The 14,671-nt window shown below is 72.0% G+C and carries 16 protein-coding genes; 5 read left to right on the top strand and 11 right to left on the bottom strand.

The features are described 5' to 3' along the window. Window positions 1–20 precede the first annotated feature (20 nt). From EGM46_RS10465 to EGM46_RS14720, 3 genes are all read left to right on the top strand, one after another. Complete coding sequence (locus EGM46_RS10465; protein ID WP_125100101.1) at window positions 21–1,541, top strand: amino acid permease; 1,521 nt, start codon at window positions 21–23, stop codon at window positions 1,539–1,541. Next, on the top strand, window positions 1,474–2,478 hold the full coding sequence (locus EGM46_RS10460) for an aspartate/glutamate racemase family protein (RefSeq protein ID WP_125100100.1): 1,005 nt from the start codon (window positions 1,474–1,476) through the stop codon (window positions 2,476–2,478). Before EGM46_RS10465 ends, EGM46_RS10460 begins: the two co-directional genes overlap by 68 nt. Then, window positions 2,366–3,352 (top strand): asparaginase domain-containing protein, encoded by a 987-nt coding sequence (locus EGM46_RS14720; protein WP_164512866.1) that lies wholly within the window; start codon window positions 2,366–2,368, stop codon window positions 3,350–3,352. Before EGM46_RS10460 ends, EGM46_RS14720 begins: the two co-directional genes overlap by 113 nt. A gap of 45 nt (window positions 3,353–3,397) precedes the next feature. Here EGM46_RS14720 and EGM46_RS10445 read toward each other — a convergent pair whose 3' ends face one another. Beyond that, window positions 3,398–3,811 (bottom strand): ankyrin repeat domain-containing protein, encoded by a 414-nt coding sequence (locus tag EGM46_RS10445; RefSeq protein ID WP_125100099.1) that lies wholly within the window; start codon window positions 3,809–3,811, stop codon window positions 3,398–3,400. 4 nt (window positions 3,812–3,815) lie between these two features. Next, window positions 3,816–4,658, bottom strand: a complete 843-nt coding sequence (locus tag EGM46_RS10440; protein WP_125100098.1) for an SDR family NAD(P)-dependent oxidoreductase — start codon at window positions 4,656–4,658, stop codon at window positions 3,816–3,818. A 171-nt stretch (window positions 4,659–4,829) separates the two neighbouring features. Between EGM46_RS10440 and EGM46_RS10435 the strand changes: the two genes are divergently transcribed. Continuing rightward, window positions 4,830–6,335 (top strand): aminotransferase class I/II-fold pyridoxal phosphate-dependent enzyme, encoded by a 1,506-nt coding sequence (locus EGM46_RS10435; protein ID WP_241156291.1) that lies wholly within the window; start codon window positions 4,830–4,832, stop codon window positions 6,333–6,335. A gap of 6 nt (window positions 6,336–6,341) precedes the next feature. Here EGM46_RS10435 and EGM46_RS10430 read toward each other — a convergent pair whose 3' ends face one another. The 8 genes from EGM46_RS10430 to EGM46_RS10395 form a co-directional block, all read right to left on the bottom strand. After that, complete coding sequence (locus EGM46_RS10430) at window positions 6,342–7,220, bottom strand: MurR/RpiR family transcriptional regulator (RefSeq protein ID WP_125100097.1); 879 nt, start codon at window positions 7,218–7,220, stop codon at window positions 6,342–6,344. Next, complete coding sequence (gene phnE, locus EGM46_RS10425) at window positions 7,217–8,086, bottom strand: phosphonate ABC transporter, permease protein PhnE (RefSeq protein ID WP_125100096.1); 870 nt, start codon at window positions 8,084–8,086, stop codon at window positions 7,217–7,219. The genes EGM46_RS10430 and phnE (EGM46_RS10425) overlap by 4 nt, the downstream gene beginning before the upstream one ends. Next, window positions 8,083–8,922 carry a phosphonate ABC transporter, permease protein PhnE gene (phnE, locus tag EGM46_RS10420; protein ID WP_125100095.1) on the bottom strand — a complete coding sequence of 280 codons (840 nt, stop codon included), beginning with the start codon at window positions 8,920–8,922 and terminating at the stop codon, window positions 8,083–8,085. The genes phnE (EGM46_RS10425) and phnE (EGM46_RS10420) overlap by 4 nt, the downstream gene beginning before the upstream one ends. Continuing rightward, the gene (phnC, locus tag EGM46_RS10415; RefSeq protein ID WP_125100094.1) at window positions 8,919–9,755 is read right to left on the bottom strand and encodes a phosphonate ABC transporter ATP-binding protein; all 837 of its coding nucleotides are present in this window, start codon (window positions 9,753–9,755) and stop codon (window positions 8,919–8,921) included. The genes phnE (EGM46_RS10420) and phnC overlap by 4 nt, the downstream gene beginning before the upstream one ends. Before the next feature lie 16 nt (window positions 9,756–9,771). Further along, window positions 9,772–10,788, bottom strand: a complete 1,017-nt coding sequence (locus EGM46_RS10410; RefSeq protein ID WP_125100093.1) for a PhnD/SsuA/transferrin family substrate-binding protein — start codon at window positions 10,786–10,788, stop codon at window positions 9,772–9,774. A gap of 8 nt (window positions 10,789–10,796) precedes the next feature. Continuing rightward, window positions 10,797–11,498 carry an HAD family hydrolase gene (locus EGM46_RS10405; protein ID WP_125100092.1) on the bottom strand — a complete coding sequence of 234 codons (702 nt, stop codon included), beginning with the start codon at window positions 11,496–11,498 and terminating at the stop codon, window positions 10,797–10,799. 86 nt (window positions 11,499–11,584) lie between these two features. Further along, window positions 11,585–12,244 (bottom strand): amino acid deaminase, encoded by a 660-nt coding sequence (locus EGM46_RS10400; protein WP_125100091.1) that lies wholly within the window; start codon window positions 12,242–12,244, stop codon window positions 11,585–11,587. Between the two features lie 42 nt (window positions 12,245–12,286). Then, window positions 12,287–13,156 (bottom strand): SDR family oxidoreductase, encoded by an 870-nt coding sequence (locus tag EGM46_RS10395; protein ID WP_125100090.1) that lies wholly within the window; start codon window positions 13,154–13,156, stop codon window positions 12,287–12,289. Between the two features lie 63 nt (window positions 13,157–13,219). Here EGM46_RS10395 and EGM46_RS10390 point away from each other — a divergent pair, with 63 nt between their 5' ends. Further along, window positions 13,220–13,561 carry a winged helix-turn-helix transcriptional regulator gene (locus tag EGM46_RS10390; RefSeq protein WP_125100089.1) on the top strand — a complete coding sequence of 114 codons (342 nt, stop codon included), beginning with the start codon at window positions 13,220–13,222 and terminating at the stop codon, window positions 13,559–13,561. Here EGM46_RS10390 and EGM46_RS10385 read toward each other — a convergent pair. Further along, window positions 13,461–14,342, bottom strand: coding sequence for an ATP-binding protein (locus tag EGM46_RS10385; RefSeq protein ID WP_125100088.1), 882 nt, complete (start codon window positions 14,340–14,342; stop codon window positions 13,461–13,463). The genes EGM46_RS10390 and EGM46_RS10385 overlap by 101 nt on opposite strands. Window positions 14,343–14,671 lie beyond the last annotated feature (329 nt).

Raw genomic sequence — 14,671 nt, 5'->3', positions numbered from 1 at the left:
GTCCGCGAGAAAGGTCAGCCATGGAACAGAACAATGAGGTTCGCGACACCGGGGCACCCCCGGCTGAAGTCGTCGACGCCGGCGATGGCGGGTACAAGAAGTCCCTCAAGCGTCGCCACATGAACATGATCGCCATCGGCGGCTCGATCGGCACGGGGCTCTTCCTCGGCGCGAGCGGCCGAATGGAGATCGCTGGACCGTCGCTCGCGGTGGTCTACATCATCTGCGGGCTCTTCGCCTTCATCGTGGTGCGCGCGCTCGGCGAGCTCGTCATGTACCGCCCGTCGTCGGGGGCGTTCGTCTCCTACGCCCGCGAGTTCATGGGGGAGAAGGGCGCGTTCTCGGTCGGCTGGCTGTTCTTCCTCGACTGGGGCACGACCGTGATCGCCGACATCACCGCGATCGCGCTGTACGCGCACTTCTGGTCATTCTTCACGCCGATCCCGCAGTGGTTGCTCGCGCTCATCGCCCTCGTCATCGTCATGGCGATGAACATCACCTCGGCGGTGCTGTTCGGTGAGCTTGAGTACTGGTTCGCGCTCATCAAGGTCAGCGCGATCGTGCTCTTCGGGCTGCTCGGGATCTACTTCATCGTGACGCAGACGCCGATCGACGGGCACACGCCGGGTCTTGCGCTCATCGCCGACAACGGCGGCTTCTTCCCGAACGGGATCGCCCCGATGTTCGTGATCGCACTGGGTGTCGTCTTCGCGTACGGCGGAACCGAGATGATCGGTGTCGCCGCCGGCGAGGCGAAGGACGCGCGCAAGGTGGTGCCGCGCGCCGTGAACTCGATCATGTGGCGCATCATGCTGTTCTACGCAGGCTCGGTGGTGCTCTTCACCCTGCTCATGCCCTGGACCTCGTACCGCGCGAACGAGAGCCCGTTCGTGACGGTCATGAACTCGATCGGCATCCCCTACGCCGGCGACATCATGAACCTGGTCGTGCTGACCGCTGCGATGTCGAGCCTCAACGCAGGCCTCTACTCCACCGGGCGCACGCTGCGCTCGCTCGCGATGGCTGGCACTGGGCCGAAGTTCGCGCAGCGCATGAACAAGGCCGGCGTGCCGTACGGCGGGATCCTGATCACCACCGGGCTCGGCGTGGTCGGCGTGATCCTGAACCTCATCGTTCCCGGGCAGGTCTTCGAGATCGTGCTCAACCTCGCCGGCCTCGGCATCGTCGGCGTGTGGGGCTCCATCATCATCTGCCACTGGCTCTTCGTGCGGAAGATGCGGAGCGAAGGCAGGGACCGGCCGAGCTTCCGGCTGCCCTGGGCGCCGGTCACCAACGGCATCACCCTCCTGTTCCTTGCGATGGTTGTGCTGCTGATGGCGCTCGATCCGGGAGTCGGGCGGATCACCCTCGGCGCGTTCGTGATCGTCGTGATCCTCATGGTGGTCGGCTGGTATCGCGTGCGCGGCCGGATCAACCCCGAGGCGCTGACCTCCACCATCGATATCGCCGCGAATGCCCAGGCGACCGCGGCGGAAGACCGGCCGCTGGCGGGGCCGGCAGACCCCGACGCAAGGAGCTGAACGAGCGGTGAGCACGGCAACTGAGGCACCGTCCCGTCGGATCGGGATCATCGCCGGATCGGGGCCGGAGGCCGGCATCGACCTGTGGGCGAAGGTGCTCGACGAGCAGCGGAAGCTCCTGGGCGACCGCTACCGCGGCGACATCGACGCCCCCGAGGTGACGGTGGTCTCGGTGCCCGAGCTCGGTTACTCCATGGACCTCGAGCGCGAGGAGGAGCGGGTCTGGGCGGCGCTCGAGCGCGCCGCACGGCAGATCGCACCGCAGGTGGACGTGTACGTCATTGCGTGCAACACCCTCAACTACTTTGCGGAACGCCTGCGCGCACTCGAGCTCCCCGCGGAGCTCATCACCCCGGCGGACACGGTCAGCGCGGAGCTCGAGGTGCGCGGCATCGCCCGTGTCGCGCTCCTCGGCTCCAGGCAGACCATGGATCTCGCCGGGTGGTCCTGCTACCGCGGGCTGGTGGGCCGGGTCGACATCGAACTGCCAGGTGACGGGGCGCGGCTGCACCGGCTGATCGAGCGAATCAAGGCGGTCGGCGGACCGGACCCCGAGCTCGAGCGAGAGTTTACTGGGATGCGGCAGGAGCTCACGAGCGAGACCGTTCTCCTCGCCTGCACCGAGTTGCCGCTCCTGCGGGGCCCCGCCGCGCAGGAGGCGGAGGGCGCGATCGATGTCTCGCGACTGCTCGCGCGTGCCGCGGTGCGGTGGCGGCCTGCCGCCCCCGGCGCCGCGCAGGCGGGCGCTGCGCAAGCCGTGGCCGCGCCGGCGGGCGCCGNCGGGCGCCGCGCAGGCCGGCGCCGGCCGCCAGGCGGCGACGCGCGTGGCGATCCTGTACACGGGCGGCACCTTCGGCATGGCGCCGACGGCGAGTGGGCTCGCCCCGCACCCGCACCTGCGCGCGGAGATCGAGCGGCTCGCCGCCGCGGTCGGTGAGGCCGGGGGTGCCCCGCTCACCTGGAGCTACGCGGAGACGGAGCGGGCGATCGACAGCGCAGAGGCCGGCCCGGAATCGCTCGCGCGGCTCTCGGACCGGATCCGTGAGCTCGTCGATCGTGAGCGGCCGGACGGCGTGCTCGTCATCCACGGAACCGACACGATGGCGTACACGGCCGCCTACGCGGCCTTCGCGCTCGCCGACCTCGCGCTGCCGATCGTCTTCACCGGCTCGCAGGTGCCGCTCAGCGCCGCGGAGAGCGATGCGCCGCGGAACTTCAGCCAGGCGCTCAGCGCCGCGGGCGGTCCGCTCGCCGCGGGCGTGTGGATCGCGTTCGATGGCCTGATCCTGCCGGCGGTGCGGGCCGTGAAGCGCTCAAGCGAGAGCTTCTCCGCCTTCGCCGCGCCGCGGGGGATCGCTGCCGGGGCTCTCGGCGTCGCGCCCCAGCTCGCCGCCGCGCTGCGCGGGGCCGCCGGCCGGGTGGGCCCGCGAGTCGGACTCGTGAAGGTCACCCCCGGGCTGAACGCCGCGCAGCTCGCCGCTGCCCTCGACGCGTGTCCGGCCGGGGTCGTGCTCGAGGGCTACGGTGCCGGGACCGCGCCGGTGGTGACCGGGGGGCTCGCCGCGCCCGTGCGCGCCGCGGCCGAACGGGGCACCGCGATCCTGGTCACCACGCAGTGCACGGACGGAGCGGTCGCACTCGGCCGGTACGCGGTCGGCTCCGAGCTCGCCGCGGCGGGCGCGACGGGAGCGGGCGACATGACGGCCGAGGCCGCGCTCGGCAAGCTCGCGGCGCTGGTGCGCGCGGGCTACGCAGGCGAGGAGCTGGAGCGGCTCCTCACCGCAAACCTCATCGGCGAACGGCTCGGCTGAGGCGTCAGCAGCCCGGACGGCGCGGGGTGAGCCGCCGCCAGTGCCTCAGCGCCCCGGCTCGTCGGCGCGCTGGCCGGACGGAAGTTTCACGTTAAACATCTCGGCGGTCGCCCGCGCGGACGGGGTGCCGGCGTCGGGGTCGGCGCCGCGCGACACGAGCGCCTCGATCACCTCGGCTGAGCGCTTGAACACGGCGCCGGCGAGCGGGGTCTGCCCGCGATCGTTGGGGCGGTCGAGGTCGGCGCCGCGCTCCGCCAACGCGGCGACGAGCGCCGCGTGCCCGTGGTAGGCGGCGAGCATGAGCAGCGTGTTGCCCTGCGCGTCGGTGAGGTCGACGGGGACGCCCTGGTCGATCGCGGCGGTCAGCTGCGCCGCGTCGCCAGCGCGCGCGAGGTCGAAGAGCGCGTGCGCGAACTGCAGCACGTCGTCGGGAAGCGCGTCGGCGGTCGAATCAGTCATCCCTCTATTCTCCGCGATCGCCGCGCTGCGCCCGCCCGCCTGCCGGCGTCTCGCCCGCGCCCTGCGCCGCGGTCGTGGAGACGCGCTCGAGCAGGCGGTCGGGGAGGATCCGCGTGAGCGGCGCGGTCAGGCGGTACCGCCAGTCGGACACTCGCACGGCGCGGCCGGCGTGCACCGCGCGCAGCCCGTCACGCGCGACGCGGCGCGTGTCCGCCCACGCGATACGGGGGAGCTGCGGCAGGTGGTCCTCGCCCATGCGCTCGTGGAACTCGGTCGCGAGCAGGCCGGGGCAGAGCGCCGTGACGCGCACGCCACGACCGCGGTAGCGGGCGTTCAGCGAGCGCGACAGCGACACCACCGCGGCCTTCGCCGCCCCGTACGTGCCGGTCGGCGTGAACGCGGCGACGCTCGCCACGTTTAGGATCCAGCCAGCGCCGCGATCCAGCATCCCGGGCAGCGCGGCGTGCGCGAGCCGGAGCGGGGCCCACGACAGGAGCTCGTGCATGCGGCGCTCGTCGGCGATGTCGCTCGTCGCGAAGCTCGCGTAGACGCCGAAGCCGGCGTTGTTGATGAGGATGTCGACGGGGCGTGCGGGATCCGCGAGCCGCGCGGCGACGCGCTCGAGCCCCGCCGCCGTGGTGAGGTCGGCGGCGAGCACCTCGCTGCGGCCGGTGGCTCGATCGGGATCGCCCAGCGTGCGCGCGCGGTCGAGCTCCGCGGCGAGTCGGGTGAGACGCTCCTCGTCGCGGGCGACCAGGATCACGCCAACGCCGAGCGCGGCGAGCTGCCTGGCGAACTCCGTGCCGAGCCCCGCCGACGCGCCGGTGATGAGTGCGGTGTATGCCATGCGCCCAGTCTGCCAGCGCGCGCCCGTGCCGCGCTGCGTGCTGGCTGCCGCGGGCTTGCACGCTCCGTCAGCCTCGTCAAGGTGTGCAGAGGCGGGGGACTCGGCTAGCGTGGGACGGGTGAGCCGACCGGGTGTGAGGCGCCGGCGGGAACCGACCCGGAAGGACGCGCAGTGACAACAGCCGGACAGTACCCGTTCCCCGGGGATCGTACCCCGTACGCATCCGCGCTCGAACGGCACATGGCCAGGCAGCCCACCATGCTGCAGGTGCCGGGGCACGGGGCGACGAGTGCCGGCCCGAGCCAGCGCCTCGCCGAGTTCGCGGGCGAGCGCGCGGTTGCGATGGACATTCCGCGCCTCGTCGAGGGGATCGACGTCGGGCCGCACTCGCCGCTCGTGCGCGCCCAGGAGCTCGCCGCGGAGGCGTGGAGCGCGCGGCAGACCTGGTTCCTCACGAACGGCGCCTCGCAGGCGAACCGGATGGCCGCGATCGCGGTGGGGAGCCGGGGCCGCGGCTCCGCGGTGCTCATGCAGCGCTCCGCGCACTCGAGCTTCACCGACGGGGTGCTCGTTGCTGATCTGCTCCCGTTCTTCATGATGCCGAGCGTTGACACCGCGCGCGGGATCCACCACGGGGTCACCGCCGCGCAGGTGAGCACGCACCTCGACGAGGCGCGCGCGGCCGGCGAGGAGGTCGGGGCTGTCTACATCGTGAGCCCGAGCTACTTCGGCGCGGTGGCGGATGTTGCCGCGATCTCGCGCGTGACCCGCGCGGCGGGGGTGCCGCTCATCGTCGACGGCGCGTGGGGCGCGCACTTCGGCTTCCACCCGGAGTTCCCCGAGTCGCCCACCAGGCTCGGCGCCGACCTCGTCATCTCGAGCACGCACAAGCTCGGCGGCAGCCTCACGCAGTCGGCCATGATCCACCTCGGGGAGGGGCCATTCGCCGACGAGTTCGCGCCGCTCCTCGAGCGCGCATTCATGCTCACGCAGAGCACCAGCGAGAGCGCGCTGCTGCTCGGCTCGCTCGACATCGCGCGGGCGACCCTCGAGGACGGGGAGGGCTTCTCCGAGTCGGTGGCGGCCGTCGCCGCGTTCCGCGATCGGCTGCGGGGCGACGGGCGCTTCCCGATCGTCTCGGACAGTTTTGGCGACTTCCCCGACATCGTCGCGGACGACCCCATGCGCGTGTCGATCGATGTGACGAGCACGGGGCTCACCGGGCACGCCGTGCGCAGCCTGCTCGGGGAGCGCTTCGCCGTGTACCTCGAGATCGCGACCGTGAGCGCGGTCGTTGCGTTCATCGGGCCGGGCAAACTGCCAGATCTGGATCGCCTGCTCAGCGGCCTCGAAACGCTGCACGCGGAGCGCGGTAGCGCCCCGCTCGTCGGCCTCGAAGCGATCCCGCCGCTGCCGCGTCCCGGGGATCTCCGCACGCGGCCGCGGCAGGCGTACTTCGGCGCGCACCGCACCGTTTCCGCCGAGGACGCGATCGGGCGTGTGAGCGTCGACGCGCTCTCCGCGTACCCGCCGGGGATCCCGAACGTGCTGCCTGGCGAGGAGATCACCCGCGAGACGGTCGAGTTCCTCCGCGCGGTCGCCGCGGCGCCCATCGGCTACGTGCGCGGCGCGCTGGATCCCGCGGTGGCTGAGCTGCGCGTGCTCGACGTCGAGTAGGGCGAACTACTCGGCGATCGCCCCGGCGAGCACGGTGAGCGCCGCGGCGCGCGCGGCGCGACCGCGCTCGCCGCTGCGCTCGACGAACAGATCGACCAGTTCCTCCGTGAGGAGCATGAGCGCCGCACGTGAGGTGTGGATCAGCTCATCGTGGAAGCTGTCGTTGACGGGCGGGACGACGAGCGCCGTGTCGGCCTGCGCCACGATCGCCGAGCGCGCGAATGAGGTGATCGCGATGACGTGTGCCCCGCCCTCGCGCGCCGCCGCCATCGCCTCGAGAGTGGGGCGGTTCGCGCCGGAACCGGAGAACACGATGCACGCGGATCCCGCGCCGAGCTGGCGCGCCGCGATCTGCTGCGCGATCGGGTCTGCGAAGTGCTCAACGGATCGGCCGGCCGCGTTCAGGCGCATGACGAGCGCGAGCCCGAGCGGGCCGGACAGCCCGTTGGCGACGACCAGCACGCGGTCGGAGTGCTCGAGCGCGTCGAGAAACCCATCGACCGCCTCGGGGGTGAGCGCGGCCAGCGTGTCGCCGAGCCGGGCACCCACCTGCGCGATGCGGCCGCGGAGCACCCCGAGCGCGCTCCCGTCAGCCGCGGGAGCTGCCGCGTCGCTGCGCTGCGCTGCCGACTCGAGCGCGAGCTCCTGCACGAGCGCGACGCGCAGCTGCGGATAGCCCTCGTAGCCGAGGGACTGCGCCGCGCGGATCACGGTGGTGCGCCCCACGCCCACCCATGCGGCGAGCTCCTGCGCGGTGAGCTCGACGGCCCGGCCGCGATCCTGCGCGATGGCCTCGGCGACGCGGCGCTCGGTCTTCTGCAGGCCGGGTGCGAGGGCGGCGATGCGCACGCTCGGTCGGGCCTCGGGGGATCCGGTCCAGGTCATGCCCGTCCTCCGCTCATGAGCCGGCGGCGGATCGCCCCGGAGATGGTGTCCATGATCATGGTGGCAACGATCACGACGATCAGCAGCATGCCGACGGTGTCCCACTGCCGATAGTTCGTGTAGTTCGAGAGCATGCTGCCGATGCCGCCGGCTCCCACGAGGCCGAGCACGGCCGAGGTGCGGATGTTGATCTCGAAGCGGTAGAGCGCGAACGAGAGGAGCGCGGGGGCCACGGCCGGCCAGAGCGCCCAGCGGGTCACCGCGGCCGTCGTGCCGCCCGCCGCGCGCACCGCTTCCGGGGCGCCGTCGCGCACCGATTCGACGGTCTCGTACACCCACTTGCCCTGCGTGCCGATGCCCGCGATCCCGAGCGCGAGCGCGCCGGTGAGCGGGGTGAGCCCGGTGACGGTGAGCAGCACGAGTGCGATGATCACCTCGGGCACCGCCCGGATCACGGCGAAGAGGCCGCGCAGGATCCCGCGCAGCCAGAGCGGCCCCACCCCGGTCGCGGCGAGCATGCCGAGCGGGATCGAGATCACCACGCACAGGAGCGCGCCGAGCCACGCCATCGAGATGGAGCGCCACGTCTCGAAGAGCGCGCGCGGCAGCTTGTCCCAGTTCGGCGACTCGAACATGAGCCACAGGTAGTTCGCGATGCGGCCGGGCAGCGCGGGCAGGTCCGCCCAGGAGATCTGCAGCCCGCCGGCGGCGATGAGGATGACGAGCGCGGCGAGGATGGACCAGAGCGTCGCGGCGAGGCGCGAGGGCCGCGCGGGCAGCCGCAGCTCAGCGGCGCGGCGCCCGGGGCCGCGCGAGGTCTGCGTGCCGCGCGGCGCCGACGGCGGGGTGACGGTGAGCTGGGTCATACGAGCCTCCTGCGGAGCAGGTTCGAGAGGATCTCGATCGCGATGACGACGACCAGGATCTCGAGGATGATCACGGAGACATCGGAGTAGGCGTAGAAGCCGCGCCGCTCGTCGAGCAGGCGCCCGATGCCGCCGGCTCCCACGATCCCGAGGATGGCGGAGATGCGCACGTTGAGTTCGAGCGCGTAGAGCCACTGGTTCGTGAAGAGCGGCCACACCTGCGGCAGCGCCGTGGCCCGATTGATCTGGAGCTGCGTGCCACCGGCCGCGCGACCAGCCTCCATGTAGCTGTGGTCGGACGCGTCGATCGCCTCGGAGACGAGTTTCACGACCACGCCGAGGTTGAAGAGCACGAGGGCGACCACGCCGGGGAGCGCCCCGACCCCGAGCATCGCGACGAGCACGGTGGCGTACACGAGGTCGGGCACCGCGCGGATGATGTTGATGGCGGTGCGCACGATGCCGCGCGTGATCCCGTTCGGGTTCGTGGGGGATGCGGCCCACAGCGTGAGCGGCACCGAGAGGATCGCCGCGAGCACGGCACCCACGAGCGCCATCTGCAGCGTCTCGAGCATGGGCGCCAGCGTGCGGGGGAGAAACGCGAGGTTCGGCTGCAGGAGCTGCGCGATCTTCTCCGCGCCGTTGCGCCAGTTCTTCGCGATGGCGGCGAGATCCAGCTCGATCCCGCCGATCGCCGGCAGGCAGGTCGCCGCGGTGAACGCGGCCACCGCGGCGACGATCAGGGCGGCGCGCGGCCAGGTGCGCTGCCGGGGTGGGAGGGCGAGGGCATCGGGGGCTGCCGCCGCGGGGGCTGCGTTCGGCGCGGGCACGGTCATGCGCTCGTCCCGAGCCGATCGCGGGGCTGGATCGGCCGGCCGTAGATCTCCTCGAAGTCGGCATCGCGCGCCTCGGCCGCTGGCCCGTCGTAGACCATCGCGCCGTCGCGCAGCCCGATCATGCGGGTGGTGTACTGGCGTGCGAGGTCCATGAGGTGGATGTTGATCAGCACGGTGAGGCCGCGCTCGGCGTTGATCCGAGCGAGATCCGCCATCACCGAGTGCGCGGTGGGCGGGTCGAGGCTCGCGACGGGCTCGTCGGCGAGCATGACGCTCGGCTCCTGCGACAGGGCGCGGGCGATCGCCACGCGCTGCTTCTGGCCGCCCGACAGCGAGCCGGCGCGAGTCCACACCTTGTCGAGGATGCCCACCGAGCCGAGGGCGCGCAGCGCGATCTCGCGGTCCTCCGCGCTCGGGATCCCGAGCAGGGTGCGGTACGCGGGGGAGTGCGCGAAGCGGCCAACGAGCGTGTTGCGGTACACGCTCGCGCGCTCGGCGAGGTTGAACGCCTGGAAGATCATGCCGATGTGGCCGCGCGCCTCGCGCAGGGAGCGCCCGCGCAGCTCGGAGACGCGGTGCGGGCCGACGGTGACGGCGCCCGAGGTGACGGGCACGAGCCCGTTGATCGTGCGGATGAGGGTGGACTTGCCCGAGCCGGAGAGGCCAACGATCGACACCATTTCGCCCGGCTCAATGCTCAGGGAGACGTCGCGCAGGGCGCGGGTGCCATTCGGGTAGGTCACGGAGGCGTGGTCGAGGGCGATGCGCCACGAGGCGGCGTCCGGCGCCGGCCGGACCTCCGCCTCGCGGCGCGCATCGGTTGCGTGCGACATGAGCGTGATGCAGAACCTAGTTCGTGAACTGGCTGAGGATCTCGCCGTAGCGGGTGATCTCGTCCTCGGCGGTCTCGTTCGTCCAGTCGGAGAGCCCAACGAGGTCGAACATCACGGTCTTCGCGTTCTCGGAGGAGTCGGCGTAGTCGTCCATGAGCTGCGTGAGCTTCGTCACCAGGTCGGCGGGGAGGGTCGGGGAGACCGCGACGCCGCCGTTCGGGATCATCTCGGTGTACGAGAACGCGACGACCTTGTCGGCCACCTCGGGTGCCTCCGCGGTGACGGTGGTGCGCGCGTCCCAGTACCCGAAGCTCACCTCGGCATCGCCGTTCGCGACCGCGAGTACCGCGTTGTTGTTGCCCTCGACCGGCACCTGCGTGATGTCGGCGTCGGTGTCGATCCCGGCGTCGCGCATGGCGACCACGGGGTACTGGTAGCCCGCGGGCGAGGTGGCGGCCTGCAGGGCGACCTTCGTGCCCGTGGAGATCTTCTGCAGCGCGTTGATCCCCGCGGGGCCCTGCCCGGTCGCGTCGGTGCCGGCCTGCTCGATGCCGTTGCAGTAGAGCAGCTCGATGTCGCTCGCCGCGTAGCGCGCCTTCACCGGCGCCTCGGCGCAGTACTTGTCGGGGTTGTTCGTGAAGCCGACGGCCGCGTACGACGTTGCGCCGAAGCGCACATCGCGGAGCACGAGCTCGGCGTCGTACTGCTGCGTCGCGTGGAAGAGGGAGCCGGCGTCGGCGATGATCACCTGCGCCTGCTCGGCGCCGAGCGCCTCGACGGTCGCGGCGTAGTCGCTCGCCACGACCCCCTCGACCTCGATGCCGAGCCCCTCGGAGAGGTAGGTGGTGAGCGGGTCGAGCGCCTCCGCGAGGTCCTCGCCCTCAACGGAGGGGACGAGGGACAGCGTGATCGACTCGGGCCAGGCCTGCGCCGCATCGGTCGATGCGGAATCGCCCGCCCCGCCGGTGCTGCAGCCTGCGAGGCCGAGGGCAGCGACCGTGAGGGCGCCAGCGGCAATGAGTGACTTGCGCATGAGGGGAATTACCTTTCGATGCCGGGTGCCGAGCCGAGCGGCTCGTGTGTGCTGGACGCCGCGGTCGCGGCCCAGGTTTCGATGTCGGTGCGCAGCGCGGCGAGCGATGGCCCGCGCAGCGTCACCGAAGCTGGAGCGTGCGCCGCGGTGGCCCCCACGAGCGCCGTGTCGGCGCCGAGGGCGCGCGCCGGCGCCAGGTCAAACTCTGCGATGTCGCCGATCGAGAGCACAGGGCCACGTGCGCGGAGCGCGGTGACGAGGCGTGTCAGACCGGCGGGCTTGCCGATGGCGAAGTGGAGCTCGGCGAAGCGATCCCGCACCCCCCAGGCCGCGAGGACGCGGTCGATGCCCTGCTCGGGGGCGTTCGTGGCGAGCACGAGGTGTGCGGAGTGTCCGAGCGTCTCGAGGAACCCGTCGAGCCCGGGCATCGTGTCGACCGGGGCGAGGTCAGTGCCGAGCTGTGCGCGGCTCGCCGTGTAGGCGGCCTGCAGGGTCTCGGCGTCGACGCCAGCGGAGCGGGCGAGCGATCCGACCACGTCGTAGCCATCGCGGAACTCGGCCTCACCCGCGTCGAAGCGGGCGAGCTCGGCCTCGACGCGGTCTGCGAACCCCGGCCCCGCTGCCGGCGCGATCTGCTGCGCGTAGGCACGGACGGGCCCGTGGCCGATGGCCAGGGTGCCATCGAAGTCGAAGACGATGCTCGGCGCCATGCGCACTCCCTTTCGGTTTGGACGATAAATCCAAACCTAGGGACGCAAATGGACGAAATGTCTATGGGGCGGTGAACGCTCGGTGACTAGTCGGCAACGGCATTCCAACGCGATCCCGGATCGCGCGCGAAGTCGGCAAGGAGCTGATCGGGATCACCCGACACGGGGAACGTGGTGATGAGCCGGAGCGGGGTGCCTCCGTGCGGGCCAGCGGTGCCGATCCCGGAGACGAGCGCCGTCGGGCCGGCTGGCTCGGCCGCGTGCAGGACCACGCGAGCGCGCCGGAGCGAGCGGTTGGCGGCGAACACGGCGTCGGCGACGCGCGCTCCCGCCGGCGGGGTGCGCAGCACCGGCAGGGCCGCCCGCGTCACGCGCGCGAGCGTCGTGCCCGCCGGGGTCGCCCCCAACAGAAACTCGTCGGCCGGGCGGCCGAGCGCGCGGGCGAGCGCGCCATCCGCCCAGCGGTCGCGCTTGTACCCGAAGGGGGTCGGCACCCGGGAGAACCAGTAGCCGTAGACGTGGAGGAGCCCCGCGTTTCCGACCGGGAATTCGGCGCGGATGCCCGCGGCAGCGTGCAGCGCGTCGAAGAGTTCACGGGGGATCGATGGCACCCCCGTGAACTCATCGATGAGTGTTGAGCTGCCCCAGCTCTCGAACCGACCGGCCGCGGCGTCGGCGCGGACCTGCGCGAGCACGGGCTCGAGTTCGGGGAGCGGTGGCGGGGTGGAATGCGGGGCGCCAGTCATCCCGCCACCCTCCCACGCGAAAGTGAACCGCGCGTATCGCGGCTAGGCGAGCATCTTCGCGAGCCAGTCCGCGACCGGGCGCGGGGCGAGGTCCAGCACGCGCTGGGCGCTGGTGGGCTCGGAAATCATGAAGCCCGGCTCGGCGTTCAGCGCCTCGTACAGGCTCACGACCGGCGCGGCACCGGGGCCGAAGAGCGGGGTGATGAGCTCACCGAACTCGGCCGGGCTGAGTGCCGCATAGCGCACGGGGTGCCCCAGTGCGGCGCCGAACTCGGTCGCGAGCTGCTCCCCGGTGAGGGCGGGGAGGTGGCCGATCGCGATGACGCCCTCGGTGCGCGCCTCCGCGTCCTCGGTGAGGAGGCGTGCCACGACCTCGGCGACGTCCAGGTGCGAGCTCCAGGACACCGGGAAGTCGGCGGGGAGCGGGTAGCGCAGCACGCCCGCCTCGCGGGCCGGGCCGAACACGACCGGGAGGAGCAGGTTCTCGAGGTAGAGGCGGGGGGAGACGATCGCGGTGGACACGCCACTCTCCGTTGCGCGCCGGATGAGGCGGCGCACCGGCGCATCTTCGGGGGCCTGGAGCGGGGAGTCTGGCTGGTCGACGATGGCTCCGCTGGTGGAAATCACCACGCGCGCCGGGCGTGCGGTCTCGATCGCCGTGGCGATGGCCTCGGCCTGCGCCGCGGCGACCTCGGGGGCGCCCAGCGGCAGGTGGACGAAGACGCCCGAGGCGCCTGTGTAGAGCGCGGTCAGCGCGGCAGCGTCGGTGAGGTCAACGGCTGCGGCGGTTGCGCCGTCGGGGAGGTTGGCGGGGGTGCGCACCGCGGCGGTGGCCGGGTGTCCGCTGGCGAGCAGCGAAGCGAGGACGGGGGAGCCTTGGGCGCCGGTTGCGCCGTGGACGATGTATGTCATGCTTCTATTAGTGCATACAGTGCACCGGTTACATCAAGTGCACTAATGAGAGGACGATCGAATATGCAGGAAACTGACCTTCCCGAGTGCGGAGTTGCCCGGTTCCTGCTGCTGTTCGACGGTCCATGGGCCACACTCATCATTCGTGAGCTGATGCACGGGCCGCAGCGTTTCGGTGAGCTGCGCGATGCCCTGCCCGGGATCAGTGCGCACACGCTGACCAACCGGCTGCGCCTGTTCGCGTCACGTGGCATTGTCACGCGGACTGCCTTTCCGGAGATTCCGCCACGGGTGGTCTACGAGCTCACGCCGCTGGGGTGGCAGCTTGAGCCGGTGCTCGACGCGATGAACGACTGGGGTCAGGCAGCTCCGGTTCGCGCGTTCGTGCCAGAGGAAGCCGCGTAGCGCCCGCTTCTGGCTGCGTGCCGATCGCTGTGCTGCGCGGCGGGGGCTCGGGCCGGAGGTCCGGTGGCATCCCGACGTGTACCCCCTGGACGTCTGCGCCGCGCACGAGGATACCCCGGCCGGGAGGGGTGCCGGATCGGGTCATCCGCGTGAACGGCGTGGCAAAGACGGCTGGGGTGTCGTGTTCGTCGGGGCGAAGCGCGAGCGCCCATCGAACGCCGCGAAGCGGGGCGGCGAGCTCCCACGCGGCGTTGAGTGTGGCGTTCTCGCCCTCGACGATCGCGAGCATCTCGCTGTGCCGGAGGCGGTGCAGCACCGCGCCGAGTTCGCGTTCAATCCCCGAACCGGCGAATGCGCCGATGTCCTCTACGACGAGCACCCCGAACTCGCCGGCTGCGGTGGGCGGACCTTCGTCGAGCTCGCGCTGGAGCGTTGCGGTGAGTCGTGCGAGGAGCGCGCGATGCGCTGACGGCAGGAGCGCTTTCGTCTGCCAGGGGTGCGCGTCCGCGAGCGCGCTTCGTCGATGCGGGGAGAGGAGCGCCGCGGTGACGCTGCGGCGGGGGCGCAGCTCGGCGGGACTGTCGTCCGCGATCGGGTGTCCGGGTGGGGCTGAGCCGAGCGCGGTGAGGATGGAACGAATGGCCGCGGTGCGCCCGGACCCGGCCGGACCGCTCACCACGGCGAGTCCGGCTTCGGGCGTGGGCACGCCATGAAACGTGCCGGTGTCGAGCGCAAACGCCTGGCCCCCGCCCGGCGCCCGCGGGAGTGCCTGCTGCAGCACCAGGCGAGGAACCTCGGGGACCATGAGTGGGGCGGGTGCCCGTGCGGGGCGCTGGCGTGCATGTCGCGCAAAGCCCGCCACCGCTGACTCCGTGTGGTCGCCGGGGAGAGCGAACTGTACTTCGGCGCCATCAGCGACCCGTATGGCCCGCCCGGGTGGCGCGCCGCGCAGGGCAGCTCGGGGAAGTCCCAGCGCGTGAAGATCATCGGCCAGAGTTGGGCGCAGAGCGAAACGCTCCGGAACGCTTGCTCCGAGGTCGGGTGGGAGCGCTGCGGCCCGTTCAGCGCTGAGGATGAGGTGTATTCCCGTGCTCCGCGCGGTGCGGGCGA

Source organism: Leucobacter chromiireducens (assembly GCF_003917135.1).
In the GTDB taxonomy this organism is placed as follows: Bacteria; Actinomycetota; Actinomycetes; order Actinomycetales; family Microbacteriaceae; genus Leucobacter; species Leucobacter chromiireducens_A.
Note: the sequence above shows the minus strand (reverse complement) of the source record. Positions and strands in the feature narration are given on the sequence as shown.